Here is a 22,716-nt window from a genome sequence, read left to right on the forward strand (position 1 = left end):
GATTCGGAGGAGAGGGTCGGCGGCGCGAGCTGCCCAATGGGAAGTGTGCGTCGTGCGTTTCGAGTTCGTGAAGTGCCATGGGTCCGGCAACGATTTCCCCCTGATCGACGCGCGCGATATCGCGCTGGACGATGCGGCCTGGGCGATCATCGCGCGCGCGCTGGCAGACCGGCGCGGGCCGGTGGGCGGCGATGGGCTGCTGTTGCTCGACAAGGGGCGCGACGGGGCGGATTTCGCGATGCGCATGTTCAACGCCGACGGCAGCGAGGCGGAGACGTGCCTCAATGGCCTGCGCTGCACGGCGCGGATGGGGTTCGAGGCGCTGCGATGCGACCGCGCGACGGTGTCGCTGAAGACGTCGCGCGCGACGGTCGAGCGCGACGCGGCACTGGCGCCGGGCATCGTCACGATCCGCGAGACGGCGGGTCCCGCGGGTCTGGCGGTCGCGGACTGGCCGCTGCACGGCGTCGCGAGCGACCGGATCGTCGATGCGCCGGTGGCGCCGCTGGGCAGCGCGCGCCGCTTCACCGCGGTGAGCATGCCCAACCCGCATCTGGTGACGTTCGTCGAGACGATCGACGAGGGCGAACTGGTCGCCATCGGCACCGCATGCGAGGCGGCGCCCGACTGGTTGCCCAACCGGGCGAATGTGTCGTTCGTCGAGGTCCGCGGGACCGATATCGACGGACAAGCGCTGTTCGTGCGGACGTTCGAGCGCGGCGTCGGGCTGACCGACAGTTGCGGCAGTGCGATGGCGGCGTCGAGCTTTGCCGCCTGCCTGACCGGGCGGCTGGCCTATGATGCGCCGATCACCGTGTTCAACAAGGGCGGGCTGGTGCGCGCCCGCGTCGGGCGCGATGCGATGGTGCAGCTGTCGGGCAATGCCACGTGGGAATGGGCGGGGTCGGTCGACGTCGACCTCGCCGCCGCGGTGGCGGGGAACCTCGACGTCCACCGCCACTTTGATGACGAGATCGCCGCCTGGGCGAAAATCGCCGATGGGGTCAACCGATAACGGCCCACGCCCGGCCGCAGGGCCGCCGCTTATCACCCCAACACATGTGATGGCCGCCGCCGCCGACACGGCGCAATCGGGCGGGCCATCGCCGACCAACAGCGAAAACGACCATGCGGGACGACATCAGTTACTTCTACGATCGCGCCGAGACCGAACTGGAGCTGGCGCAGCGCGCGGTGCATCCGATGGCGGTGCGCGCGCACTATATCATCGCCAACCATTATCTCGATCGCTGCTACGGGGGCGAGGACGATAGCCCGCCGGCGAACGAAGACGGGGATATCGCCGCCTGACCCGAAGCGCGCCCTGCATGGCGCGCGCGTATGAACCCTTGATGAAGACGTTCGTTGGTCCTTGCGGTGACGCAGGGATGTCCCATGAACGAGACGGGCCAAGACGAGGAGGCGCTGCGCGCGGCGCAGGATGGGCGGCTGTACCCGGTCGGCCGTGCGTTGCGGGCGACCTTCGATGCCGACAATCATGACAGCCTGGACCGCGATGTCACCGGGCTGATGATCGACCTGTCGCATGTGCCATACCCCTATGACGGGGCGGGCAAGGCGACCGATGCGGTTCACATGGCCGAACGTTCGCCGGATGCGTCATACGGCCTGGCGCACAAGGCGGGGCTGGCGGGGCGGCTGACCGGCGCGCTGCGGCGATGGCTGCCGGGAGGATCAGCCGCCGACCGGCGGTGAGGTGAAGCCGTCCAGCAGTTCGACGACCTTGCGCTCTCCCGCCGCGGTGAGGCGCAAGACAGTCAGCTCGCCGATCGTGTCGGCGGAGCCGTCGACCTCGATCACGCCGGACTGGACGAGGATCGCGATCCAGCGCCGGCCGGTCGTCCAGGTCGTCCCGGCTTGTCCAACCACTGCGCCGGCGACGCTCACCTTGCCCTGCACCTCGTCGAGATAGAGGACGAGCAGCATTTCGGCCGAAGCCGAGCCGATGATCTGGTCGCCGAAGCCGACGCGCCCCTTGCGCAGCGCGCCGAGCAGCATCTGCGCGCGGCGCCAGTTGATCGCGACCGGCGTGTCGAGCGGCGGACGCCAGCAGGCCATCACCACGCGCCGGATATCCGCATCCGTATAAAGCGACAGCGTCGTCTCGGTGACGAGCGGCACACCTTCGGGACGATGCCAGCGCAGCTGGATGTCGCGTAGATCGCCGTCGCCAAATACCAGATCGAGCAGACGCACGAGGTCGGACCGTAGCGACGGATCGAGAAAATCGGTGATGACCCGCCCGAGCAGCGTGTCCTTGTCGTGCAGCAGCACGTCGGGAACGCGCACATCGACAAAGCGCACGACGAAGCGGTCATCGACGAGCAGGTGGCCGACAGCGGAGGGCGGGAACAGCATGGGGAAGGACAGCAACTTTCCGGGCGGCAAATGTCGCCGGCATAATGCGTGGTGGAAACGTTATCAAAAACTTCGTCGACATTCGCAACCGAAGTGATCCGATTATCCAAATAGGATAAAAGCGCTTGACATCGTCACGCTCTTATGGCACAAAACAGGAACATTGAGGAAGTGCGGCACGGGCCGCGGTGCAAGGGGGCAGCCCCGGCGTCGCGGCCCGTTTCGCATTCCGGCGCGAGCGGGGGGATATGTCATGGACGAGCCATATCGGGCGTCTCAGTGGGCGGAGGAGCATGCGGACAATGGCGGCGGGAGCGGCGCGGTCGCGATCATCCGCCCGGCTGGGGGCTGGGTGCGCTGGAATCGGCGGATGACCGACGATTTCTTTGGCCACCTCGCCGGCAGCTGCAACGTCGCGGCATCGGCACGCGCCATCGGGGTGACGCCGTCCCAGGTCCATCGCCGGCGTCGGACCAATGCGGCGTTCGCCGCCGCCTGGGCCGAAGCGCTGGAGGCGGGATACCAGCTGCTCGAGACGCGGTTGCTGGGGCATGTGCTGAACGGCGGCGGCGCGGGGACGATCGCGCCGGACGATCCGGCCTGCGTGGGCCCGGTCGACTGGGACGGCGGCATCAAGCTGCTGACGCTGCATCGGACGCAACGCGCCGGCACGGGCAGGACGCCCGGCAGGCCTCCGTCGGTGGCGACGCGCGAGGAGACGGATGCGGCGATCCTGAAGAAACTCGCGGCGCTGGCGGCGGCGCGGGCGCGGCAGGAGACGGCGTGATGGCGGCGCGGAGCAGGCCGGGCGCCGATCGCCGCGGCGCAGCGCCGCCGGTCGACATCATGGCCGCGCTGGCGGCCTTGTCCGAGGCGGAACGGCGGGCGCTGGTGCGCAGCCTGAAGAAGCGGCAGCAGCGCGAGCTGGTGCAGCGCTGGGTCGGCGGCTGGGCGCAGGCGGGGCAGGAGCCACCGACGGGCGAGGCGTGGCGCGTGTGGCTGATCCGCGCGGGTCGCGGTTTCGGCAAGACGCGCGCCGGGGCGGAATGGGTCACCGCGGTTGCGGATGGCGACAAGCATGCGCGGATCGCGCTGGTCGGCGCGACGATGGACGACGTGCGCCGGGTGATGATCGAGGGACCGAGCGGGCTGCGCGCGGTCGCCCGGTTCGGCCAGATCCCGCATTATGTGATGCACCGCGGCGAGGTGCGCTGGCCGAATGGCGCGGTCGCCTTCGTCTATTCGGCCGACATGCCCGACCAGTTGCGCGGGCCCGAGCATGACGCGGCGTGGTGCGACGAGCTGGCGAAATGGCGGCGCGGCGAGGCGGCGTGGGACAATCTGATGATGGGGATGCGGCGCGGACCGCATCCGCGCGTCGTGGTGACGACGACGCCGCGGCCGACCGCGCTGATGAAGCGGGTGATGGGCATGCGCGGGCTGGTCGAGACGCGGGGACGGACGCGCGACAATGCGCATTTGCCGCGCGGCTTCATCGACCAGATGGAGGATGCCTACGGCGGCACCGCGCTCGGCCGGCAGGAGCTGGACGGCGAGATGATCGAGGATATCGCGGGCGCGCTGTGGACGCGCGCGATGCTGGCGGCGGCGACGACGGATAGGGTCGCCGAACCGGTGCGCGTGGTGATCGGCGTCGACCCGCCGGCGGGCGACGGCGGCGCGGGCGGCGATGCGTGCGGGATCGTCGCGGTCGGGATCGACGGCGACGGCATCGGCCACGTGCTGGAGGATGCGAGCGTCGCGGGCGGATCGCCCGAAACCTGGGCGCGCGCGGTCGCCGCCTGCGCCGACCGGCATCGCGCGGACCGGGTGGTGGCGGAGGCGAACCAGGGCGGGGCGATGGTGCGGTCCGTGCTGTTGGCGGCGGAGGTGAGCCTGCCGGTGACGCTGGTGCGTGCGAGCCGCGGCAAGGTGGCGCGCGCCGAGCCGGTGGCGGCGCTCTACGAACGCGGGCGCATCCGGCATGCCGGGCGGTTTCCGGCGCTGGACGACGAATTGTGCGGGCTGGTCGCGGGCGGCGGATACCAAGGGCCGGAGCGTTCGCCGGATCGCGCCGATGCCCTGGTATGGGCAGTGACCGAGCTGATGCTGGCGCGGCGCGGGCGGGCGGGCGTGCGCCGGGTGTAGTTGCGCGGCGCGACTTGTTGGCGGCTGCGGCGGGCGAAACGGCGGCCGGGCGCATGCCGGCGCTTTGAGATCCGGGAGAGATCAGATGCGATTGTTCGGGAAGCGGCCGCGCGACGGGGCGCGGCCAGCGCTGGCGCGTGCCGGCGGGTTGGCGGAGGCGGGGACGTGGCCGCGATCCTACGAAGCGCAATTGCGCGAGGGCTATGCGGGCAATCCGATCGCGCAGCGCGCGGTCAAGCTGGTCGCGGAAGGGGTGGCGGGAGCGCCCATCGCGGCGTCGGACCCGGCGATCGCCGCCTTGGTCGGTGCGCGCGACGGCGGGCAGATGCTGCTGGAGACGGCGGCGGCGCAGCTGCTGCTGCACGGCAACGCCTATATCCAGGTGCTGCGCGACGGCGATGGCGGCGCGGCGGCGCTGTACGCGCTGCGGCCCGAGCGCGTGTCGGTGGAGGTTGATGCGGGCGGCTGGCCCGCCGCCTATCGCTATCGCGTCGGCGAGCGGGTGACGCGGTTGGCGGCGGACGGACCGCGGCCCGACATCGTCCATATCAGGAGCTTCAACCCGCTCGACGACCATTATGGCATGGGGTGCCTGGCGGTCGCGGCCGGGCCGATCGCGATCCACAATGCGGCGGCGCGGTGGAACAAGGCGCTGCTCGACAATGCGGCGCGGCCGTCCGGCGCGCTGGTCTACGATCCCGGCGACGGATCGGCGCTGTCGGCGGACCAGTTCGACCGGCTGAAGGCGGAGATGGAGGCGGGGTTCGCGGGTGCGGGCAACGCCGGGCGGCCGATGCTGCTGGAAGGGGGGCTCAGGTGGCAGGCGCTGTCGCTGAGCCCGGCGGACATGGATTTCGTCGGGCTGAAGGCGGCGGCGGCGCGCGAGATCGCGCTGGCGTTCGGGGTGCCGCCGATGCTGCTCGGCCTGCCCGGCGATGCGACCTATGCCAATTATCGCGAGGCGAACCGCGCGCTTTGGCGGCTGACCGTGCTGCCGCTGGCGGACACGGTGCTGACGGGCATCGCGCAGGGGCTGGTGGGATGGTTCGCCGACGCGGCGCTGTCGGTCGATCTCGATCGCGTGCCCGCGCTGGCGGAGGATCGCGCGCAATTGTGGGCGAGCGTCGGCGCGGCGGATTTCCTGTCCGTCGACGAGAAGCGCGCGAAACTGGGGTTCGGGGAGGCGGGGCGATGAGCGATGTGCTGGCGCAACTGATCGCGGCGGGCGTGCGCGGCGGCGCGGACCTGCCGACGCTGCGCGCGATCGTCGAGGAGGCCGGCGAGCTGGGCGCGACGCGCGCGCTGACCCGGCTGGGCCTCGCGGACGAGGCGGCGCGCGGCGACCTGGCCGAACTGCGCGAGCTGATCGGCGCGTGGCGCGCGGCGAAGACGTCGGCGTGGAAGGCGGCGGCGGGCTGGTTCGCGGCGCTGCTGCTGACCGGGCTGGCGGTGAAGCTGGGGTTCGGCGCGTGGGTCCGCTGAGCTTTGCAGGCTATGCCGCGGTGTTCGACCGCGTCGACCGGGCGGGCGACGTGATCCGCGCCGGGGCGTTTGCGGGGGTAGGCGCGGGCGGGGGCGCCGACGTGCCGCTGCTGCGCGATCATCGCGGCGCGCCGGTGGGGCGGATCGTCGCGATCGGCGAGGATGCGCGCGGGCTGCGCGTCGCGGGCGAGATCGCGGAGGCGGAAGCCGCGCGGCTGGTCCGCTGCGGCGCGCTGCCCGCGCTGTCGGTGGGATACCGTCCGCTGGCGGTGCGCCAGGGCGCGCGGCGCGAATTGCTGCGCGTCGCGCTGGCCGAGGTGAGCCTGGTCGCGGTGCCGATGCAGCCGCTCGCCCGGATCGATCGCGTCGGCTGACGCGACACGAGTTTCAATGAGGAGAAAAGGCATGGACGTGGTCGACAGGCCGGCGCTGGATGGCGCGCGGGTGGAAGAGAACGGGGCGTTCGCGGGGTTCGTGCGGACCGGCGCGACGATCGAGATGAAGGCGTTCACCGGGGTCAGCGGCGATGCCGGCGGCTATGCGGTGCCGCGCGAGATCGACCGCGACATCGCCGCGGTGATGAAGAGCATCTCACCGATCCGTGGCATCGCCAACGTGGTGCAGGTGGGATCGGCGGGCTATCGCAAGCTCATCACCTCCGGCGGGACGCCGTCGGGCTGGGCGGCGGAAACCGCGGCGCGGCCCGAGACGGCGACCCCGGTCTTTGCGGAACTCGCGCCGCCGATGGGCGAGTTGTACGCCAACCCGAGCGCGAGCCAGGCGATGCTGGACGATGCGGCGTTCGACGTCGAGGCGTGGCTGGCCGAGGAGATCGCGCGCGAATTCGCCAAGGCGGAGGGCGCGGCGTTCGTCAACGGCAACGGCGTCAACCGGCCGCGCGGGTTCCTGCAGGCGCCGACATCCGCGGCGAAGGACGGCGTGCGGCCGATCGGCACGCTGCAACATCTCAGCACGGGGACGGCGGGCGATTTCGGCGCGAATGCGGACGAGCGGCTGATCGACCTGGTCCAGGCGCTGCGCGCGCCGTACCGGCAGGGCGCGTGCTTCGTGATGAACGCCGCGACGCTGGCCCGCATCCGCAAGCTGAAGACGGGCGACGGCACGCCGCTGTGGCAGCCGAGCCTGGTGGCGGGGCAGCCGGCGAGCCTGCTCGGCTATCCGGTGGTCGAGGCGGAGGACATGCCCGACATCGCGGCGAACAGCCCGTCGATCGCGTTCGGCAATTTCCGCGCCGGCTATCTGATCGCGGAGCGCGGCGAGACCGCGATCCTGCGCGATCCCTACAGCAACAAGCCGTTCGTCGGCTTCTACGCGACGCGGCGGATCGGCGGCTGCGTCGCCGACAGCGAGGCGATCAAGCTGCTGAAGTTCGCGGCCTGATCGCCTGCGCGGGGGCGCCCGGCGGACGGGCGGCCCCGCCATGGGGCGGCAACACGGGGGAGGATGGCATGGGCGAGGGGGCGTTTCCCGCCGCCACGGTCGCGGCGGCGGCCGCGGCGGCGGGACAGTATCTGCGCGTCGAGGCGGAAGGCGTGATGCTGCGCTGCGCCGAGACGGCGCTGTCGCTGGCGGAGCAATTCTGCGCGCGGACGTGGATTAGGCGAGGGCACGAGGAGGTGCTGGGCATCGCCCCCGCGTGGCAGCGGCTGGCGCACGATCCGGTCGCGAGCATCACGGCGGCGACGGGCCTGCCCGCGGAGGGCGCGCCCTTCGCGCTGCCGGTGGCGGCCTATGCCGTCGACATCGATGCGGACGGCATCGGCCGGGTGCGCGTGCTCGCGCCCGGTGCGGCAGGGCGGGTGACGGTGCGATACGTCGCGGGCGCGGGGGCGTGGGACGATCTGCCCCCGCCGGTCGCGAGCGGCGTCGTGCTGCTCGCGGCGCATCTGTTCGAACATCGCGAGGGCGAGGCGATGCCGCCGGCGGCGGTGTCCGCGCTGTGGCGGCCGTTCCGGCGGGGGCGGTTGTGACGGAGATGGTTGGGATGGGTGGGGCGGCGGTATTGCGCGCGGCGGTGCTGCGCCAGCTGGCGCCCTTGCGCGCGTTCGATGCGCCGCCGGCGCGCGCGGCGACCCCCTATGCGGTGGTCGGCGAGCCGGTGCTGGCGGCGATCGATGCGGCGGGGGTGAGCGGGCGCGGCGGCACGATCGTGATCGCGGGCGAGGACGAGGGCGAGGCGCCCGAGCGGCTCCGCCGGCTGCTCGCCGGGGTCGAGGCGGCGATGGAGGCGATGCCCGCCGACCTCGGCACCGGCGGGTGGCGGCTGGCGAGCGTACGGCTGGCGCGCAGCCGGATCGCGGGCAAGGGCCGCCGATGGACGGGGATGAGCGAGTTCGCGGTGCGATTGTACCGGCTGAACGGGTGATCGGGCAGGCACCGCGTCCGCGCGGTGGATCAAATTCTGGGAGGAGACATGGGCATGGCGGTGGAACGGGGCAGCGCGTTCCTGCTCAAGATCGGCGACGGCGGGGTGACCCCGGCGTTCGCGACGGTCGCGGGGCTGCGCACGACGCAATTGAGCATCAACGGCGAAGCGGTGGTGGTGACCACCAAGGATTCAGGGGGCTGGCGCCAATTGCTGTCGGGCGCGGGCGTGCGCAGCGTCAGCGTGTCGGGGGCGGGCGTGTTCACCGGATCGGCGGCGGAGGGCCGCATCCGCGGCAACGCGCTGGCGGGTACGATCGACGATTACCGGCTGAGCTTCGAGGGCGGCGACAGCATGACGGGCCGCTTCCTGGTGACGCGGCTGGATTATGCCGGCGATTTCAATGGCGAGCGATCCTATACCCTGAGCCTGGAAAGCGCCGGGCCGGTGGTGGCGGCATGAGCGGGGTCGCCGATCTGGCCGCCACTCCTCCGGCCAATCCTTTGCGCGGCGAGGCGGCGGTGCGCGTCAACGGCGCCGAACTGGTGCTGCGGCCGAGTTTCCAGGCGCTGGTCGCGGCAGAGGGCGAATTGGGGCCGCTGTTCGACCTGGTCGAGCGTGCGGTGGCGGGGAAGCTGTCGCTGGGCGAGACCGCGACTTTGTTCTGGCATTGCCTGCGCGAGGTGCCCGACGAGGTGACGCGCGAGGTGCTGGGCGAGGCGCTGGCAGCGATGGGGCTGGCGAAGCTGGCGCCGATCCTGCGCGTGTTGCTGAGCCAGATTTTGGCGGGGCGATAGGCGTGACGTTCGGGGAGGGGGCGGCGCGGCTGGCGGGCGTGGCGGGCGCGGGGCTGCGGTGGAGCCCCGACGCCTTCTGGCGCGCGACGCCGGCCGAACTGGCGGCGGTGGTGACGGCGGCGGCGGCGGGATCGGGGGAAACGCCGCCCCCCGATGCGGCGCTGATCGCGCATCTGCAAAAGGAACATCCCGATGGATGAGGTGGAAACGCTGGCGACGCGGGTGCGCCTCGACACGGGGGCGTTCGCGCGCGACGTCGAGGCGATGCGCGGGACGCTGGAGGGGACGCTCGGCCTCAGCGCGATGCGCGCGGGACGGTCGATCGAGACGGCGCTGCTGCGCGCGGCGAAACAGGGCGAATTCGGCTTCGACCAGTTGAAGGGCGTCGCGCTGGCCGCGCTCAGCGAGATCGCGCGGGCCGCGCTGTCGGCGGGGGTGCGATCGGCGACGGGGGGCGAGGCGCAGACGCTGGGCAGCGCGCTGGTGCGGCTGCTCGGGCTGGCGGGGCGGGCGACGGGCGGCCCCGTGTCGCCCGGCCAGGCCTATGTCGTCGGCGAGCGGGGGCCGGAAGTGTTCGTCCCCACGAGCGCGGGTCGGGTCGAAGCATCGGGCGGCGGCGGCACGCGCGAGGTGCGCGTCGCGATCACCGTGCGCGCCGATCCGGGTGCGGCGCCGATCGCGCTGCAACGGTCGAGCCGACAGGTGGCGCGCGCGGTGAAGGCGGCGCTGGAGGGATGACTCACGTCATCCGGCGATCGCGACGCGCGTTCCGGACACGAGGGAAATCCAGTAAGATCGGCGCAGGCGGCGGCGCATCGCGCTTTCCGTCGAAGGGACGCGTGCGCAGGATGACACGCGGACGCAGGATCGCATTGTCCTCGGGCACGAGCAGCGCAAAGGGCGCCGCCGGGTCCCCCGCCAATCCGAAGCGGGCGATGTCGACGACCTGGTCGGTCGGATCGCGCGCGTCGTAGAAGGTCAGCAGATTCTCGCGGATGTCGATATCGGGTCGTGGCGGCGTCGGGCGCGCACGGCCTTCGCCGCGTTCAGCATCGGCGGGCTTGGCGTCGTCGAACGTCGGCTGCGTGTCCGTGTCGCGGGCGGTCGTCCAGGCGGCGGGTCTGGCAAGAATGGCCGCTCGCACGGCGGCGAGGGAGTCCGCCGGCGTCGCGACGGGCGCCGGCGCGCCGCCGGAGGGCGGGCAGACGAGCGTGCGGAACGGAAAGAACAGGGGGGCGAGCTTGCCGATCTTGCGATAGTCGGCCTCGCCCGCCGCCGCCCGCTGCGCCGCAAGGCGCACCGCATGCGCGTCTGCCATGTCGATGCCCTCGACATCGGCCGCCCGCGTCGCGACACTTTCGTGATTGTAGAAGGCATAGAGCGGCACGCAGCCGGGCGGAATGTTGGTGCACAATATGTCGGCCTGCAGCGTCTTGGTCTTGCCGACGTGATGGTCGAGACAGACGTAGCGGCCCTTTTGCCAGTCGGTGCGATGGTCGGACAGGCGTTTCGCCTGAATCCGGTAATGGACCGTATCGGCGGTGACCGGATCGACGATGTGCAGGTCGAAATCCGACCCGTATCGCCATTCGGTCGGGCGCAGGATCTCGACCTGCCATGCCGGCAACTGAGCGATCGTCGCGAGGAGCAGGTCGGTTACCGATTCCTCCCTGAATTGGTGGCCCGTCCTTCGTTTGATGTCGAGCAGGTTGGCGACCATCGCCAGCATGCGGTCGGCACGATCACAGATCGACGGAAAGACGGGGACGAGCGAGCCGGGGACGTATTTCATACCGTTGCCTGTGGCGTGCGACCGTAAATGCCGTGTGTAAGTGTGTCCTAACGGCGGCGCATGAACGCAACTTCCTGATCCATTTCGAATGTACTTGGAGGCTTGCCATGGGGCATTGGCTGTGCACCGCGCGGGGCGGGCAGGTGGCGGGCGTAGTGACGCGCTTCGATCCGCGGTTCTGGACGGTGAATTTTCCGCGGCCGATGATGGCGGCGGTGACGTCGACCGCGGCGGATGGCTTGCGCGTCGATGCGGTGTTCTACAAGCGCGACGATCTGGCCGGGCTGATCTGGGAGGCGGAGGACCGCTGGGACCATCCGTTGCTGCGCTACGAGACGGCGCGCGATTTTCGTGGGTGTCGGCTGCGCTTCCGCTGGCGATCGCAGGGGGTGCGCGCGCTCGACGCGATCAACGGTCCGGTGCTGACGATCGAGGGGCGGAACGCCGCCGGAATGCCGCGATCCTGGTACGTCCGGCTATGGAATTATGCGATCGGCGCGCCGGAGGATGCGCATGTCGCGCTCGACTTCGCGGCGCTGGACGGCGGGTTCGCGCTGCCGGGCGAGGCGGACCCGGTGTGGGCGGGCGACGTCGACCGGATGTTCGTGTCGCTGGTGCCGGCGGGCTATGACGGCGTCGACGCGCCGCTGGCTGAGGCGCAAGGCGCGTGGGTCGAGCTGACCGACATCGCGTGCGACGGCCCAGGGTCGGTGCTGGCGATCGGCGATGCCGTGCTGCCCGAACAGGATTTCCAGATCGCGAGCGGCTATGACGACAGTTACAACCTGACGCCGGCGCGGCTGCTGCGCAACGCGCTGCACCTCGGCTATCGCGGCGCGATCACGCATTACGTCGGGATGAGTCATTATTTCCGGCTCGAGGCGCTGTACGGCGGTTACTACGTCAGCCTGGCGGGCGGCGCGCTCAACGAGCCGTGCGCGGCGTGGCACCGCGATTTCGCGGCGCGGGCGAAGGCGCTGGGCTATGACGTCATCTGGTCGCTGAGCTACGAGTTGTTCGACGCGCATTGCTGGAACGACTGGAAGCAACGGGCGGCGGACGGCGCGCCGGCGCTGACCGGCTGGGTGCCGCCGTCGACGCTGCTCAGTCCCGCGCATGACGGCGCGATGGGCTATCTGCGGCAGGTCGCGGCGGCGTTCATGGCTTTGGCGGTCGCCGCGGGCCTCGCGCCGAAGTTCCAGATCGGCGAGCCGTGGTGGTGGACGATGCCCGACGGGCGGCCGTGCCTGTACGATGCGGCGGCGGTGGCGGCGTTCGCGCCGGCGGCGATCCCCAGCCTGCGTGCGCCGCTGGACGGCAAGCAGCGCGCGACGCTGGACCGGGCGGGCGCGTGCCTGGCGGCGTCGACCGTGGCGCTGTGCGCGGCGGCGAAGGCGGCGGCGCCGGGCTGCGTCACGCATCTGCTGACCTTCCTGCCAACCGTGTTCGACGCGGCGGCGCCCGAGGCGAAGCGCGCGAACATGCCGGTCGGCTGGGCGTGGCCCGCGTTCGATGTGCTGCAGCTGGAGGATTACGACTGGGTGACCGCGGGCGACGGCGTGTCGACGACGCGCGGCGTCGCGGCGGCGGAGGCGCGGCTGCGCTATCCGCGCGATCGCCAGCATTATCTGTCAGGCTTCGTGCTGAAACCGGAGCAGGCGGCGCAATGGACGCTGATCGAAAAGGCGGCGCAGGCGGCGCGGGCGCGCGGCGTCGCGTCCATGGTGCTGTGGGCGCTGCCGCAGGTGATGCGCGACGGCTTCGTCCGGTTCGAGGAGGGGGAGGATGCGATGCAGGCCTATGACGACGTGCTGTTCCCGATCGCGCTGGGGCGGGAGGCGCAGGTGTCGCCGACCTTTTCGACGAGCATCCTGACCGCGGCGGGCGGCGCGGAGCAGCGCAACGCCGCCTGGGCGGAGGCGCGCACGCATTACGACGTCGGGCCGGGCCTGCGATCGGAGGCGGATGTCGCGGTGCTGCTCGCGTTCTTTCGCGCGCGCATGGGGCCGGCGCGCGCGTTCCGTCTGCGCGATCCGTTCGACAGCCGCGGCGAAGGCGAGATGCTGGGGACCGGGGACGGTGCGACGCGGCGCTTCGCGCTGGTGCGCCGCTACGACGCGGCGGTGCGGCGGATCGTGCGGCCGGTGGCGGGCAGCGTCCGCGTCGCGGTGGACGGCGTCGCGACGCAGGGGTTCGCGGTCGACGGCGAGGGGGTGGTGACGCTGGACAGCGCGCCGGCGGCGGGCGCGGCGGTGACGGCGAGCTTCACCTATGACGTGGTGGTGCGCTTTGCCGAGGACCGGCTGACCGTCAATCGCGCGACGTTCCTGGCGGGCGAGGCGGCGTCGGTGCCGCTGGTCGAGGTGCGGCCGTGAGCGGCGCCCCGGAGACGATCGCCCTGGGTACGATTGCATTGTGCTGGCGGATCGAACGGCGCGACGGTGTCGCGATCGGGCTGACCGCGCACGACCGCGACCTCGTCATCGACGGGCTGATCCACCGCGCTGCGCCGGGGATGACGCCGTCCGCTGTGGTGCGGTCCGCGGGGCTGGACGCCGACACGATGGACGTCGCGGGGGCGCTGACCAGCGGGGCGATTCGCGAGGCGGACCTTATCGCGGGGCGATGGGACGGTGCGCGGGTTCGCGTTTTCGCGGTCGATTGGGCGAAGGGCACGCGCGTCGCCGCGCTGGGCGAGGGAACGATCGGCGGGGTCGAACTGGCGCAGGGCGGCTTTACCGCAGAGCTGGCGGGGGCGGCCGCCGCGCTGGCGCGACCGGTGGCGGAGGAGACGTCGGCGGAATGTCGTGCGACGCTGGGCGACGCGCGGTGCCGCGTCGCGCTGGCCCGGCGGCGGCGCTTCGTCCGCGTCGTGGCGGCGGCGGGGCGGGTGCTGACGCTGGACCGCGCGGAGCCGGTGGCGGGCGCCTATGCCGAAGGACGCGCGCGCTGGTTCGGCGGCGCCAATGCGGGGATCGAGCAGGTGGTGGCGGGTTCCGGGGGCGATACGGTGACGCTGGCGCAGGCGCCGCCGTTCGCGGTCGCGGCGGGGGCGCTGATCGAACTGGTCGAGGGATGCGACAAGAGTCTGGCGACCTGCGCAGGCCGGTTCGGCAATGCGGCGAATTTCCGCGGCGAGCCGCATCTGCCGGGGATCGACCTGCTGACCCGCTATCCGGGTGGGTGAGGCGGGCGCGGCGGCGGCGCGCGCGCTGGTCGGCGCGCGGTTCCGGCTGCACGGGCGCGATCGCGACGGCGTGGATTGCCTGGGCGTGGCGGTCGCGGCGTTGCGGGGGGACGGCTGGCAGGGCGAGGCGCCGCGCGGCTACGGCCTGCGTGGTGGGGCGGCGGCGGTGATTGCGGCGCGCCTCGATGCGCAGCTGACGCGCAGCGACGGGGATCGGCCGGGCGACGTGCTTCTGTTCGCGGCGGGGCCGGGGCAGCTGCATTTCGCGGTGCGGACGGAGGGCGGGCTGGTCCACGCCGATGCGGGGCTGGGGCGCGTCGTCGAGCGGCCGGGGGACGGGGACTGGCCGCGGATCGGCGCGTGGCGAGTCGATGGGCGGCATGACGGGGAGGAAGACGATGGCGACCTTGGTGCTGACCGCGGTGGGGACGGCGGTGGGCGGGCCGATCGGCGGCGCGATCGGCGCGATGCTGGGCCAGGCGATCGACCAGCGCCTGTTCCGCGCCCCCGCGAGCGAGGGGCCGCGATTGTCGGAGCTGGCGATCCAGACGTCGAGCTACGGGACGACGATCCCGGTGCTGTTCGGGCGGATCCGCGTCGCGGGCACGGTGATCTGGGCGACCGACCTGATCGAGACGAGCGCGCGGACGGGCGGCGGCAAGGGGAGCGCGGGGGCCAACCGCTATAGCTATGCGGCCTCGTTCGCGGTGGCGCTGTCGGGACGGCCAATCCGGTCGGTGGGGCGGATCTGGGCGGAGGGCCAGCTGATCCGCGGCGCGGCGGGCGACTGGAAGGTGGCGACGGGGTTTCGCCTGCACACGGGCGACGAAGATCAGGGGGCCGACCCGCTGATCGCATCGGCCGAAGGCGCAACGCCCGCCTATCGCGGGATCGCCTATGCGGTGTTCGAGCGGTTGCCGCTGGAGCGGTTCGGCAACCGCATCCCGTCCCTGACCTTCGAGGTGGAGGCGGACGACGGCCCGGTCGACAGCGGTGCGATCGCGGCGGCGGTATGTGCGGAGGCGACCGCGTCGGGCGGCGTCGCGCTCGGCGGATTTGCGGCGAGCGGCAGCGTGCGCGGCACGCTGGAGACACTGACCGCGATCGATGGGGGATGCTGGCGTGCGGAAGGGTCGGGCGTCGTGCGCGTCGACGGCGGCGTGCCGGTCGACGTCGCGGATGCGGGCTTTGCCGCGGGACGGCCGGTGGGCGTCGGGCGCCGCAGTCTCGCGCCGCTCGACCGCGTGCCGCGCGAGATCGCGGTCGCGCACCACGATCCGGCGCGCGATTACCAGATCGGGGTGCAGCGCGTGGCGCGCGCGGGCGCGGGGCTGCGCCGCGACCGGATCGACCTGCCCGCGGTGCTGGCGGCGGAGAGCGCCAAGGGCGTGGCGGCGGCGATGCTGTCGCGCGCGGAGGCGGCGCGCACGCGGCGCAGCGTCGCGCTGGGGCTGGAAGGAATCGGGATCGCGCCGGGCGCGTGCGTGCGCGTGGCCGAGGATCCGACGCGGTGGCGGGTGATGCGCGCGAGCGTCGAGGGACTGGTGACGACGCTCGACCTCGTGCCCGTCGGCGAGGCACCGGCGGTGCGGCCGGCGACGAGCGGGCGCGTGCTTGCCGCCCCCGACCTGACGATCGGGCATACGGTGCTGGCGGTCGTCGAGCTGCCGGGTCTGGGCGACGTCCCCGCGACGCTGCCGCGGGTTTCCATTTTCGCCGCCGGAACCGGTGCGGGGTGGCGGCAGGCGTCGCTGCTCTACAGCCTGGACGACGGCGCGAGCTGGACACCCGTCGGCGCGACGGCGGAACCCGCGGTGCTCGGCACGATCGTGGTGCCGCCGGTGCGCGCGGCGCCGGGGCTGCTCGATGCGGTCAGCCGCGTCGAGGTCGCGTTGCGGCACGACCGATCGGCGTTGGGCGATGCGGATGCGACGGCGCTGGCGCGCGGCGTCAATCTGGCGCTGCTCGGCGACGAGCTGGTCCAGTTCGGTCGGGCGACGCGGCTGGCGCCGGGGCGATGGCGGCTGGAAGAGCTGCGGCGCGGGCTGCGCGGGACGGAGGCGATAATCGGGACACAGGCGGCGGGCGACCGCTTCGTCCTCGTCGAGCCGGCAGCCACGCGCACGCTCGATCTGCCGGGCGATGCGATCGGGCGGACGCTGCGCATCATCGCGAGCAGCAGCGGCGACGGCGACACGCCGGCCAGCGCGCGGGTGGACATCGACGGGCGATCGGTGGCGCCCCCTTCACCGGTCCACCTGACCGCGATGCGCGACGGCGATGGCGTGATGGTGCGCTGGACGCGGCGGAGCCGTACGGGCTGGGGCTGGGTGGATGCGATCGACGCGCCGCTGGCCGAGGAACGCGAGGCGTATCGCGTGCGGATCGTCGATGCCGATGGCCGGGCCACGGCGATCGAGACGACCGCACCGCAGTTGCGCATCACGGCGGCTGCCTGGCCCGGGCCGGGCGGGCACATCGCGGTGTCGCAGGCCGGGACGCTGGCCGCGTCCGCGCCCGCCATGCTTTTCATCGATGGAGCCGAACCATGAGCGATTTTCTTTCCGACCGATTCGCACTGCCGCTGCTCGCGGCCGGGCAGGCGGGCAAGGAACTGACCCACAACGAGGCGATCGCGGCGATCGATCTGACGATGCAGGCGGCCGTCGTCGGCGTCGGAACCAACGTGCCGCCGGCCGATCCGCAGCGCGGTGCATGCTGGATCGTGGGCGATCGGCCGGTCGATGCGTGGCAGGGCCACGCGGGGTGCCTGGCGGGATGGACGGGGGCGGGATGGCGCTTCGTCGTGCCACGCGAAGGGTTCGCCGCATGGAATAGTTTCGCTGCAAGAACAATCATTTACTCGGGCGGACTGTGGCGCGATGGTGACATTCTGGCGGCACGGATCATCGTCAACGGGGACGTCGTCGTCGGTGCCAGGACGGCGGCGATTCCCGATCCGACGGGCGGCACGACCATCGACGGCGAGGCGCGCGCGACACTGGGCGCCGTGCTGGCGGCGCTGCGGCGGCACGGGCTGATCGCCACCTGACGCTGTGTCTTTTGCGCCACAGGTCCGTTCTTTTGTGCGCTTGCGTGGAAACCAAGCTCCAGATAGTGAGTTTGCGCTGTCCGTAGTGACACTCAAGAAAGGGGACTTCTATGCGGAAGCTTGCTGCCGTTCTGGCATTGGCATCCACCGCTCTCGCCTCTCCGGCCCTCGCCCGCGACAAGTCGTGGTACGTGGGTATCGAAGGCGGTGCGATGATTGTCGAAGATATCGACTATGACATCGGCGCGACCTCGAAGGCTGCGACCGTCAACCACAATTATGGCTACGACGTCGACGGCGTCGTCGGTTACGACTTCGGCGGCTTCCGCGTCGAGACCGAGGTTGGCTATCGTCGTGCGACGGTGGACAGCTATCGCTCGACCCTGACCACCCCGACCTACACGGCGGCTGGTCTGGGCAACTCGCCGGCTGGCCAGTATGACTATGCCGGCGGTTCGACCTCGGCGCTCAGCTTCATGCTGAACGGCCTGCTCGACTTCGGTGCCGACGACGGCATCCAGGGCTTCGTCGGCGGCGGTGTCGGTGTCGCGCGCGTCAAGGCCAAGTACGGCCTGAACACCCGCGGCAACTTCCTCGACGACTCGGACACCGTGTTCGCGTGGCAGGGCCTCGCCGGCGTTCGCGCCCCGCTGACCGACCACATCGACGCGACGCTGAAGTATCGCTTCTTCAACGCCGACAACGTCAAGCTGGTCGACGTCACCAACCGCACGTTCGACGGTCGCTATCGCTCGCACAGCATCCTGGGCGGCGTGACCTACAACTTCGGTTCGCCGACCCCGCCGCCGCCGCCGCCTCCGCCGCCGCCGCCGCCTCCCCCGCCGCCCCCGCCGCCGGCGCCGGTTGCGGAGCCGCCGGTCTGCTCGCCGGGACCGTTCATCGTGTTCTTCGAGTGGGACAAGTCGGACATCACGCCGGAAGCGGCGTCGATCCTCGACAACGCCGTGACGCAGTATCAGAGCTGCAACAGCGCGAAGGTGATGGTTGCGGGTTACACCGACACGTCGGGTACGGCGAAGTACAACATGGGTCTCTCGCAGCGTCGTGCCGACGCGGTGAAGGCTTATCTGTCTTCGCATGCGATCCCGGATGGCGCGATTTCGACGGAAGCCTTCGGCGAGACGCACCTGCGCGTTCAGACCGCGGACGGCGTCCGCGAGGTCCAGAACCGTCGCGTCGAGATCACCTATGGTCCGGGTGCGGGGCAGTAAGCCCTACACAGATCAAGGTAATCGGAAATTGGGGAGGTCGGCATCAGCCGGCCTCCCTTTTTCTTTGTGACGCGTAGCCGTTACAGATTCGGCCGCCTTTCATGCGGATCGGCAGACCGTGGCGACGCGGGCCCCAGGTCTGCCCCGAATCGCTGACGCCGCCTGCGACGGGCTACTGCGCCCCCCCCTTGCGATCGCAGCCATCGCGTCCGGTGTTCGGCATGCATCGCCCCATTGCCGCTTCCGGTGCCGCAGCCTAGAGCGCGCATGTTCCTTGGCGGCTTTCGGGCCGTGCAGCAGCGATGGATGACGCATGCGCATTACGATGATCGGCTCGGGCTATGTGGGCCTGGTATCGGGGGCCTGTTTCTCGGACTTCGGCCATGACGTGATCTGCGTCGACAAGGACGAGAGCAAGATCGCCGCGCTCAAGGCCGGCCGGATGCCGATCTACGAGCCGGGGCTCGAAGCGCTGGTCGAAAAGAACGTCGCGGCGGGCCGGTTGAGCTTCACCACCGACCTCGCCGCGTCCGTCGCAGGCGTCGATGCGATCTTCATCGCGGTCGGCACGCCGTCGCGGCGCGGTGACGGCCATGCCGACCTCAGCTACGTGTTCGCTGCGACCGAGGAGATCGCCGCGGCGGTGACCGGACCGACGGTGGTCGTCACCAAGTCGACCGTGCCAGTCGGCACCGGCGACAAGGTCGAGGCGATCCTGCGCGAGAAGCGCCCAGACGTCGACGTCCAGGTCGTCTCCAACCCCGAATTCCTGCGCGAGGGCGCGGCGATCGGCGACTTCAAGCGTCCCGACCGTATCGTCATCGGCACCGAAGACGACGGTGCGCGCAAGGTCATGCAGGGCGTCTATCGCCCGCTCTATCTCAACGAATCGCCGATCCTGTTCACCGGCCGCCGCACCAGCGAGCTGATCAAATATGCCGCCAACGCCTTCCTGGCGACCAAGATCACCTTCATCAACGAGATCGCCGATCTGTGCGAGGCGGTCGGCGCGAACGTGCAGGACGTCAGCCGCGGCATCGGCCTGGACAACCGCATCGGCAAGAAGTTTCTGCACGCCGGCCCCGGCTATGGCGGGTCCTGCTTCCCCAAGGACACGCTGGCGCTGCTCAAGACCGCGGAGGATTTCGAGACGCCCGTCCACATCGTCGAGGCGGTGGTCAAGGTGAACGACAGCCGCAAGCGCGCGATGGGCCGCAAGGTGCTCAATGCGCTGGGCGGCGCGGAAGCCGCGCGGGGCAAGAGCGTCGCGCTGCTCGGCCTGACGTTCAAGCCCAACACCGACGACATGCGCGACGCGCCGTCGATCGCGATCGCGCAGGCGCTGACCGACGCGGGCGTGACCGTTCGCGCGTTCGACCCCGAGGGCACCGAGCAGGCGAAGCGGATGATGCCCGACCTGACCTATTGCAGCGACGCCTACGAGGCGGCGACCGGCGCGGACGCGGTGGTGATCGTCACCGAATGGGACGCGTTCCGCGCGCTCGACCTGACCCGGCTGAAGCAGACGATGGCCGCGCCGGTGCTCGTCGACCTGCGCAACATCTACCGCCGCGAAGAGGTCGAGGCGCTCGGTTTCGGCTATACCGCCGTCGGGCGCTGATCCTCGGCGATCGCTGCGGCCAGCCAATCGGGGACCAACGCGTCGCCGAGCCCATCGACCCGGCGATGCTCGACCATCAGGCCGAGATCGGGATACCGCGCCCGCGTCCGGTCGCCCGGCGCGGCGAGCGGCGCGATGACGAGACGGCGGTTCACCTTGCTGCGGTGATGCATGCGCGCGGTGTTTTCCTGCCCGACGTAGCAGCCCTTGGTGAAGCTGACGCCGTTGAGCTCGCGCGCATTGCATTCGAGCCAGAGTGTCTCGCCACTGCCGAGTTCGGCCACCCCCTCGGTCACGCCCAGTGCCAGGCGATGCGCGTGCCAGTCGGCCGTAGCCGGCGCGGCGGGGCCGAGCCAGCGGCGGCCGAGTGCGGGCAGGCGCGGGTCGGGCACGCCGATCGTCCCGTCACGCGACCAATGGACGGCGCGATCGTCGACGGGATCGATCGCGATCGCGCGCCGCAGCCGATACATTGCGAGCCGCCGCGCGAGCGCGTCGCGCTGCGCCGCCTCCGCATCGACCAGCACGGCTTCGCCATCGTCCCACAGCAGAAAATCGAACAGCGCCTTGCCCTGCGGCGTCAGCAGTGCGCCCCAGATCGGCCGATCCGGTGCGAGGGTGGCAAGGTCGCAGGTGACGAGGCCCTGCAGGAAATCGCGCACACCCTCCCCCGACAGGCGGAGCAGCGAACGGTCGGCGAGCATCGTGGCGGTCATCACCCCGACCTAGGCATTGGCGCGGCGTTTCCAAGCCCATGCTGGCGCATCGGCGGCGCGGCGATTAGGGGAGCGGGATGACCGATCGCCTGACCATCCGCCGCCCCGACGACTGGCACGTCCACCTGCGCGAAGGCGCGATGCTGCGCGCGGTTGCCGGCGCCACCGCACGCCAGTTCGCGCGTGCGATAATCATGCCCAATCTGACCCCGCCGGTTACCGACATCGCCGCGGCACAGGCGTATCGCGCGCGGATCATGACGGCGGTCACGGCGGCCGCGGGCCCCGACCACGGCTTCACCCCACTGATGACCTGCTATCTCACCGATCACAGCGATGCGGCCGAGATCGCGCGCGGCTACGAGAACGGCACGTTCGCGGCGTGCAAGCTCTATCCCGCGCACGCGACGACCAATTCGGCGCATGGCGTCACCGATATCCTCGCGCTGCGCGACGTGCTGGAGACGATGCAGCGGATCGGCATGCCATTGCTGATCCATGGCGAGGTGACCGATCGCGCGATCGACATCTTCGATCGCGAGGCGGTGTTCCTCGATCGCGTGCTGACGCCGCTGATCGCCGCCTATCCCGCGCTCCGGATCGTGCTCGAGCACATCACCACCGCGGAGGCCGCCGCCTTCGTCGCCGAGGCCGACCATCCGATCGCCGCGACGATCACGCCGCAGCATCTCATCATTAACCGCAACGCGATCTTCGACGGCGGCCTGCGCCCGCACGCTTATTGCCTGCCCGTCGCCAAGCGCGAGGCGCATCGGCTCGCGGTGCGCCGCGCCGCGGTGTCGGGCAGCGCGCGCTTCTTCCTTGGGACCGACAGCGCGCCGCATGTCGTCGGCGCGAAAGAATCGGGCTGCGGCTGCGCGGGCATCTACAACGCGCCGTTCGCGCTCGAGGCGTATCTGCAGGTGTTCGACGAGGAAGGCGCGCTCGACCGGTTCGAAGGCTTCGTGTCGGAACATGGCGCGCGCTTCTACGGCCTGCCGCTCAACGAGGGGACGGTGACGCTGGTCCGCGCGCCGGTCGACGTGCCCGCGACGACGGGCACGGGCGAGACGGCGGTGGTGCCGTTCCTCGCCGGTCAGACGCTCGCGTGGCGGATGGCGGACTGAAGGCCGCCGGCTGCCCCGTCAGAAGGGTAGCCACTTCGCCTTGTGCGTGAACTTCATATAGCCGACGTTGACGCCGGCGCGATAGCCGACGCCGAGCCGGATCGGGATCAGCACCACGTTGCCGCGGCGCAGATAGGTCGCGGCGAACCCGCCGACCAGATACAACCGCCCCTCCGCCGCGGGGAAGCGATGGAACAGATCCTCGCTGTCGTAGAGGTTGTAGACGAGAACGAACACCTTGTTCGCATCGCCGCCGACGTCGAAGCCGACCGAGGGACCGGTCCAGTAGACGGGCATCTGCCCCTCCACCTTGTGCGACATGATGCCCGATCCGTAGCGCAGGCCGACGACGAACGCGCCCGCCGCCTCGCGCCCCGCGATATAGGCGTTGGGGCGGCCCTGTTCCTTCAGCACCTTTTCGAGCAGCCCGGCGAGCCCCGCCGCGCCCTTGCCGAACACGCCCTCGCCCGCGGCCATCAGGTCTTCGCGCTCGTACGTGGTGTCGGCGCGCTGTGTCGCTTCGGCCCGCGCCTGCTGCTGCGCGGTCGAGGGATCGGCGGGCGCGGCCGTGGGGTCGGATTGATCGAAACCAGGCTGGGGCTGGGATTGGGGCTGGGCTGGGGACTGGGACGGGGTCGATCGCGTCGCCTGGCGCGCCGGCGGCGCACGCGTCGCGAGATCGCCATCGATCGCGCGATTGGGATCGATCGTCGCCACCTGCGCGGTGGCGTTGCCCGCCAGCAGCAGCGCGGCCAGCGCCATGCATCCGATCACCCGCTTCGTCATTCCGTGCCCCT

26 protein-coding genes are annotated in these 22,716 nt (G+C 71.2%); 22 read left to right on the forward strand and 4 right to left on the reverse strand.

Annotation, left to right across the window (positions count from 1 at the left end; genetic code table 11):
- Positions 1-52 precede the first annotated feature (52 nt).
- The 3 genes from dapF to DM480_RS08050 all read left to right on the forward strand — a co-directional run bounded on the left by dapF (position 53) and on the right by DM480_RS08050 (position 1,716).
- Positions 53-1,015, forward strand: coding sequence for a diaminopimelate epimerase (gene dapF / locus DM480_RS08040; RefSeq protein WP_198665921.1), 963 nt, complete (start codon positions 53-55; stop codon positions 1,013-1,015).
- A 113-nt stretch (positions 1,016-1,128) separates the two neighbouring features.
- Positions 1,129-1,311, forward strand: coding sequence for a hypothetical protein (locus DM480_RS08045; RefSeq protein WP_115378371.1), 183 nt, complete (start codon positions 1,129-1,131; stop codon positions 1,309-1,311).
- Positions 1,312-1,395: 84 nt separating this feature from the next.
- Positions 1,396-1,716, forward strand: coding sequence for a hypothetical protein (locus DM480_RS08050; protein WP_115378372.1), 321 nt, complete (start codon positions 1,396-1,398; stop codon positions 1,714-1,716).
- On the opposite strand, the gene DM480_RS08055 is transcribed toward DM480_RS08050, so the two are convergent.
- Entirely contained in the window at positions 1,696-2,379 is a 684-nt protein-coding gene (locus DM480_RS08055; protein ID WP_115378373.1) for a hypothetical protein, read from the reverse strand. The genes DM480_RS08050 and DM480_RS08055 overlap by 21 nt on opposite strands.
- 253 nt (positions 2,380-2,632) lie before the next feature.
- Between DM480_RS08055 and DM480_RS08060 the strand changes: the two genes are divergently transcribed.
- The 12 genes from DM480_RS08060 to DM480_RS08115 all read left to right on the forward strand — a co-directional run bounded on the left by DM480_RS08060 (position 2,633) and on the right by DM480_RS08115 (position 9,930).
- Positions 2,633-3,166, forward strand: a complete 534-nt coding sequence (locus tag DM480_RS08060; protein WP_115378374.1) for a hypothetical protein — start codon at positions 2,633-2,635, stop codon at positions 3,164-3,166.
- Positions 3,166-4,527, forward strand: a complete 1,362-nt coding sequence (locus tag DM480_RS08065; RefSeq protein ID WP_115378375.1) for a DNA-packaging protein — start codon at positions 3,166-3,168, stop codon at positions 4,525-4,527. Before DM480_RS08060 ends, DM480_RS08065 begins: the two co-directional genes overlap by 1 nt.
- A gap of 85 nt (positions 4,528-4,612) precedes the next feature.
- Positions 4,613-5,722: a phage portal protein gene (locus DM480_RS08070; protein ID WP_115378376.1), complete on the forward strand. Its 1,110-nt coding sequence runs from the start codon at positions 4,613-4,615 to the stop codon at positions 5,720-5,722.
- Positions 5,719-6,009: a DUF6127 family protein gene (locus tag DM480_RS08075; protein ID WP_115378377.1), complete on the forward strand. Its 291-nt coding sequence runs from the start codon at positions 5,719-5,721 to the stop codon at positions 6,007-6,009. The genes DM480_RS08070 and DM480_RS08075 overlap by 4 nt, the downstream gene beginning before the upstream one ends.
- Positions 6,006-6,383: an HK97 family phage prohead protease gene (locus DM480_RS08080; RefSeq protein WP_115381005.1), complete on the forward strand. Its 378-nt coding sequence runs from the start codon at positions 6,006-6,008 to the stop codon at positions 6,381-6,383. Before DM480_RS08075 ends, DM480_RS08080 begins: the two co-directional genes overlap by 4 nt.
- A 16-nt stretch (positions 6,384-6,399) precedes the next feature.
- Positions 6,400-7,410 (forward strand): phage major capsid protein, encoded by a 1,011-nt coding sequence (locus DM480_RS08085; protein WP_405053250.1) that lies wholly within the window; start codon positions 6,400-6,402, stop codon positions 7,408-7,410.
- A gap of 68 nt (positions 7,411-7,478) precedes the next feature.
- Complete coding sequence (locus DM480_RS08090) at positions 7,479-8,000, forward strand: hypothetical protein (RefSeq protein WP_115378379.1); 522 nt, start codon at positions 7,479-7,481, stop codon at positions 7,998-8,000.
- A gap of 5 nt (positions 8,001-8,005) precedes the next feature.
- The gene (gp17, locus tag DM480_RS08095) at positions 8,006-8,395 is read left to right on the forward strand and encodes a tail completion protein gp17 (protein WP_232834195.1); all 390 of its coding nucleotides are present in this window, start codon (positions 8,006-8,008) and stop codon (positions 8,393-8,395) included.
- 54 nt (positions 8,396-8,449) lie between these two features.
- Positions 8,450-8,857, forward strand: coding sequence for a phage major tail protein, TP901-1 family (locus tag DM480_RS08100; protein ID WP_115381007.1), 408 nt, complete (start codon positions 8,450-8,452; stop codon positions 8,855-8,857).
- The gene (locus DM480_RS08105) at positions 8,854-9,192 is read left to right on the forward strand and encodes a gene transfer agent family protein (RefSeq protein ID WP_115378381.1); all 339 of its coding nucleotides are present in this window, start codon (positions 8,854-8,856) and stop codon (positions 9,190-9,192) included. The genes DM480_RS08100 and DM480_RS08105 overlap by 4 nt, the downstream gene beginning before the upstream one ends.
- A gap of 2 nt (positions 9,193-9,194) precedes the next feature.
- Positions 9,195-9,392: a phage tail assembly chaperone gene (locus DM480_RS08110; RefSeq protein ID WP_115378382.1), complete on the forward strand. Its 198-nt coding sequence runs from the start codon at positions 9,195-9,197 to the stop codon at positions 9,390-9,392.
- A complete protein-coding gene (locus DM480_RS08115; protein ID WP_115378383.1) occupies positions 9,385-9,930 on the forward strand; it encodes a tail tape measure protein in 546 nt (181 codons plus the stop codon). The genes DM480_RS08110 and DM480_RS08115 overlap by 8 nt, the downstream gene beginning before the upstream one ends.
- Before the next feature lies 1 nt (position 9,931).
- On the opposite strand, the gene DM480_RS08120 is transcribed toward DM480_RS08115, so the two are convergent.
- Positions 9,932-10,984 (reverse strand): DUF6615 family protein, encoded by a 1,053-nt coding sequence (locus DM480_RS08120; protein WP_115378384.1) that lies wholly within the window; start codon positions 10,982-10,984, stop codon positions 9,932-9,934.
- Positions 10,985-11,091: 107 nt separating this feature from the next.
- Here DM480_RS08120 and DM480_RS08125 point away from each other — a divergent pair, with 107 nt between their 5' ends.
- From DM480_RS08125 to DM480_RS08155, 6 genes are all read left to right on the forward strand, one after another.
- Positions 11,092-13,359 (forward strand): DUF2460 domain-containing protein, encoded by a 2,268-nt coding sequence (locus DM480_RS08125; protein WP_115378385.1) that lies wholly within the window; start codon positions 11,092-11,094, stop codon positions 13,357-13,359.
- Positions 13,356-14,171 (forward strand): DUF2163 domain-containing protein, encoded by an 816-nt coding sequence (locus tag DM480_RS08130; RefSeq protein ID WP_115378386.1) that lies wholly within the window; start codon positions 13,356-13,358, stop codon positions 14,169-14,171. Before DM480_RS08125 ends, DM480_RS08130 begins: the two co-directional genes overlap by 4 nt.
- Before the next feature lie 398 nt (positions 14,172-14,569).
- Entirely contained in the window at positions 14,570-16,723 is a 2,154-nt protein-coding gene (locus DM480_RS08140; protein ID WP_115378387.1) for a phage tail protein, read from the forward strand.
- Positions 16,720-17,223 carry a DUF2793 domain-containing protein gene (locus DM480_RS08145; protein ID WP_115378388.1) on the forward strand — a complete coding sequence of 168 codons (504 nt, stop codon included), beginning with the start codon at positions 16,720-16,722 and terminating at the stop codon, positions 17,221-17,223. Before DM480_RS08140 ends, DM480_RS08145 begins: the two co-directional genes overlap by 4 nt.
- A 110-nt stretch (positions 17,224-17,333) precedes the next feature.
- Complete coding sequence (locus DM480_RS08150; RefSeq protein WP_115378389.1) at positions 17,334-18,455, forward strand: OmpA family protein; 1,122 nt, start codon at positions 17,334-17,336, stop codon at positions 18,453-18,455.
- Between the two features lie 313 nt (positions 18,456-18,768).
- Complete coding sequence (locus DM480_RS08155) at positions 18,769-20,076, forward strand: UDP-glucose dehydrogenase family protein (RefSeq protein ID WP_115378390.1); 1,308 nt, start codon at positions 18,769-18,771, stop codon at positions 20,074-20,076.
- On the opposite strand, the gene ygfZ is transcribed toward DM480_RS08155, so the two are convergent.
- The gene (ygfZ, locus tag DM480_RS08160) at positions 20,055-20,792 is read right to left on the reverse strand and encodes a CAF17-like 4Fe-4S cluster assembly/insertion protein YgfZ (protein WP_115378391.1); all 738 of its coding nucleotides are present in this window, start codon (positions 20,790-20,792) and stop codon (positions 20,055-20,057) included. The two genes, DM480_RS08155 and ygfZ, sit on opposite strands and share 22 nt — an antisense overlap.
- 77 nt (positions 20,793-20,869) lie before the next feature.
- On the opposite strand from ygfZ, the gene pyrC reads away from it, so the two are divergent.
- Positions 20,870-21,919 carry a dihydroorotase gene (gene pyrC, locus DM480_RS08165; RefSeq protein ID WP_115378392.1) on the forward strand — a complete coding sequence of 350 codons (1,050 nt, stop codon included), beginning with the start codon at positions 20,870-20,872 and terminating at the stop codon, positions 21,917-21,919.
- An 18-nt stretch (positions 21,920-21,937) separates the two neighbouring features.
- Here the strand turns inward: pyrC and DM480_RS08170 are convergent, their stop codons facing one another.
- Complete coding sequence (locus DM480_RS08170; RefSeq protein ID WP_115378393.1) at positions 21,938-22,705, reverse strand: DUF1134 domain-containing protein; 768 nt, start codon at positions 22,703-22,705, stop codon at positions 21,938-21,940.
- Between the last annotated feature and the right edge of the window lie 11 nt (positions 22,706-22,716).

Origin of the sequence: Sphingomonas sp. FARSPH (assembly GCF_003355005.1) — a bacterium.
Classification (GTDB): domain Bacteria; phylum Pseudomonadota; class Alphaproteobacteria; order Sphingomonadales; family Sphingomonadaceae; genus Sphingomonas.

Bases quoted from the DNA above. Each gene is read 5' to 3' on its own strand.
- DM480_RS08045 (WP_115378371.1), top strand. From the start codon at position 1,129: ATGCGGGACGACATCAGTTACTTCTACGATCGCGCCGAGACCGAACTG.
- DM480_RS08050 (WP_115378372.1), top strand. From the start codon at position 1,396: ATGAACGAGACGGGCCAAGACGAGGAGGCGCTGCGCGCGGCGCAGGAT.
- DM480_RS08055 (WP_115378373.1), bottom strand. From the start codon at position 2,379: ATGCTGTTCCCGCCCTCCGCTGTCGGCCACCTGCTCGTCGATGACCGC.
- DM480_RS08060 (WP_115378374.1), top strand. From the start codon at position 2,633: ATGGACGAGCCATATCGGGCGTCTCAGTGGGCGGAGGAGCATGCGGAC.
- DM480_RS08065 (WP_115378375.1), top strand. From the start codon at position 3,166: ATGGCGGCGCGGAGCAGGCCGGGCGCCGATCGCCGCGGCGCAGCGCCG.
- DM480_RS08070 (WP_115378376.1), top strand. From the start codon at position 4,613: ATGCGATTGTTCGGGAAGCGGCCGCGCGACGGGGCGCGGCCAGCGCTG.
- DM480_RS08075 (WP_115378377.1), top strand. From the start codon at position 5,719: ATGAGCGATGTGCTGGCGCAACTGATCGCGGCGGGCGTGCGCGGCGGC.
- DM480_RS08085 (WP_405053250.1), top strand. From the start codon at position 6,400: ATGAGGAGAAAAGGCATGGACGTGGTCGACAGGCCGGCGCTGGATGGC.
- DM480_RS08090 (WP_115378379.1), top strand. From the start codon at position 7,479: ATGGGCGAGGGGGCGTTTCCCGCCGCCACGGTCGCGGCGGCGGCCGCG.
- gp17 (WP_232834195.1), top strand. From the start codon at position 8,006: ATGGTTGGGATGGGTGGGGCGGCGGTATTGCGCGCGGCGGTGCTGCGC.
- DM480_RS08100 (WP_115381007.1), top strand. From the start codon at position 8,450: ATGGCGGTGGAACGGGGCAGCGCGTTCCTGCTCAAGATCGGCGACGGC.
- DM480_RS08105 (WP_115378381.1), top strand. From the start codon at position 8,854: ATGAGCGGGGTCGCCGATCTGGCCGCCACTCCTCCGGCCAATCCTTTG.
- DM480_RS08115 (WP_115378383.1), top strand. From the start codon at position 9,385: ATGGATGAGGTGGAAACGCTGGCGACGCGGGTGCGCCTCGACACGGGG.
- DM480_RS08120 (WP_115378384.1), bottom strand. From the start codon at position 10,984: ATGAAATACGTCCCCGGCTCGCTCGTCCCCGTCTTTCCGTCGATCTGT.
- DM480_RS08125 (WP_115378385.1), top strand. From the start codon at position 11,092: ATGGGGCATTGGCTGTGCACCGCGCGGGGCGGGCAGGTGGCGGGCGTA.
- DM480_RS08140 (WP_115378387.1), top strand. From the start codon at position 14,570: ATGGCGACCTTGGTGCTGACCGCGGTGGGGACGGCGGTGGGCGGGCCG.
- DM480_RS08145 (WP_115378388.1), top strand. From the start codon at position 16,720: ATGAGCGATTTTCTTTCCGACCGATTCGCACTGCCGCTGCTCGCGGCC.
- DM480_RS08150 (WP_115378389.1), top strand. From the start codon at position 17,334: ATGCGGAAGCTTGCTGCCGTTCTGGCATTGGCATCCACCGCTCTCGCC.
- DM480_RS08155 (WP_115378390.1), top strand. From the start codon at position 18,769: ATGCGCATTACGATGATCGGCTCGGGCTATGTGGGCCTGGTATCGGGG.
- ygfZ (WP_115378391.1), bottom strand. From the start codon at position 20,792: ATGACCGCCACGATGCTCGCCGACCGTTCGCTGCTCCGCCTGTCGGGG.
- pyrC (WP_115378392.1), top strand. From the start codon at position 20,870: ATGACCGATCGCCTGACCATCCGCCGCCCCGACGACTGGCACGTCCAC.
- DM480_RS08170 (WP_115378393.1), bottom strand. From the start codon at position 22,705: ATGACGAAGCGGGTGATCGGATGCATGGCGCTGGCCGCGCTGCTGCTG.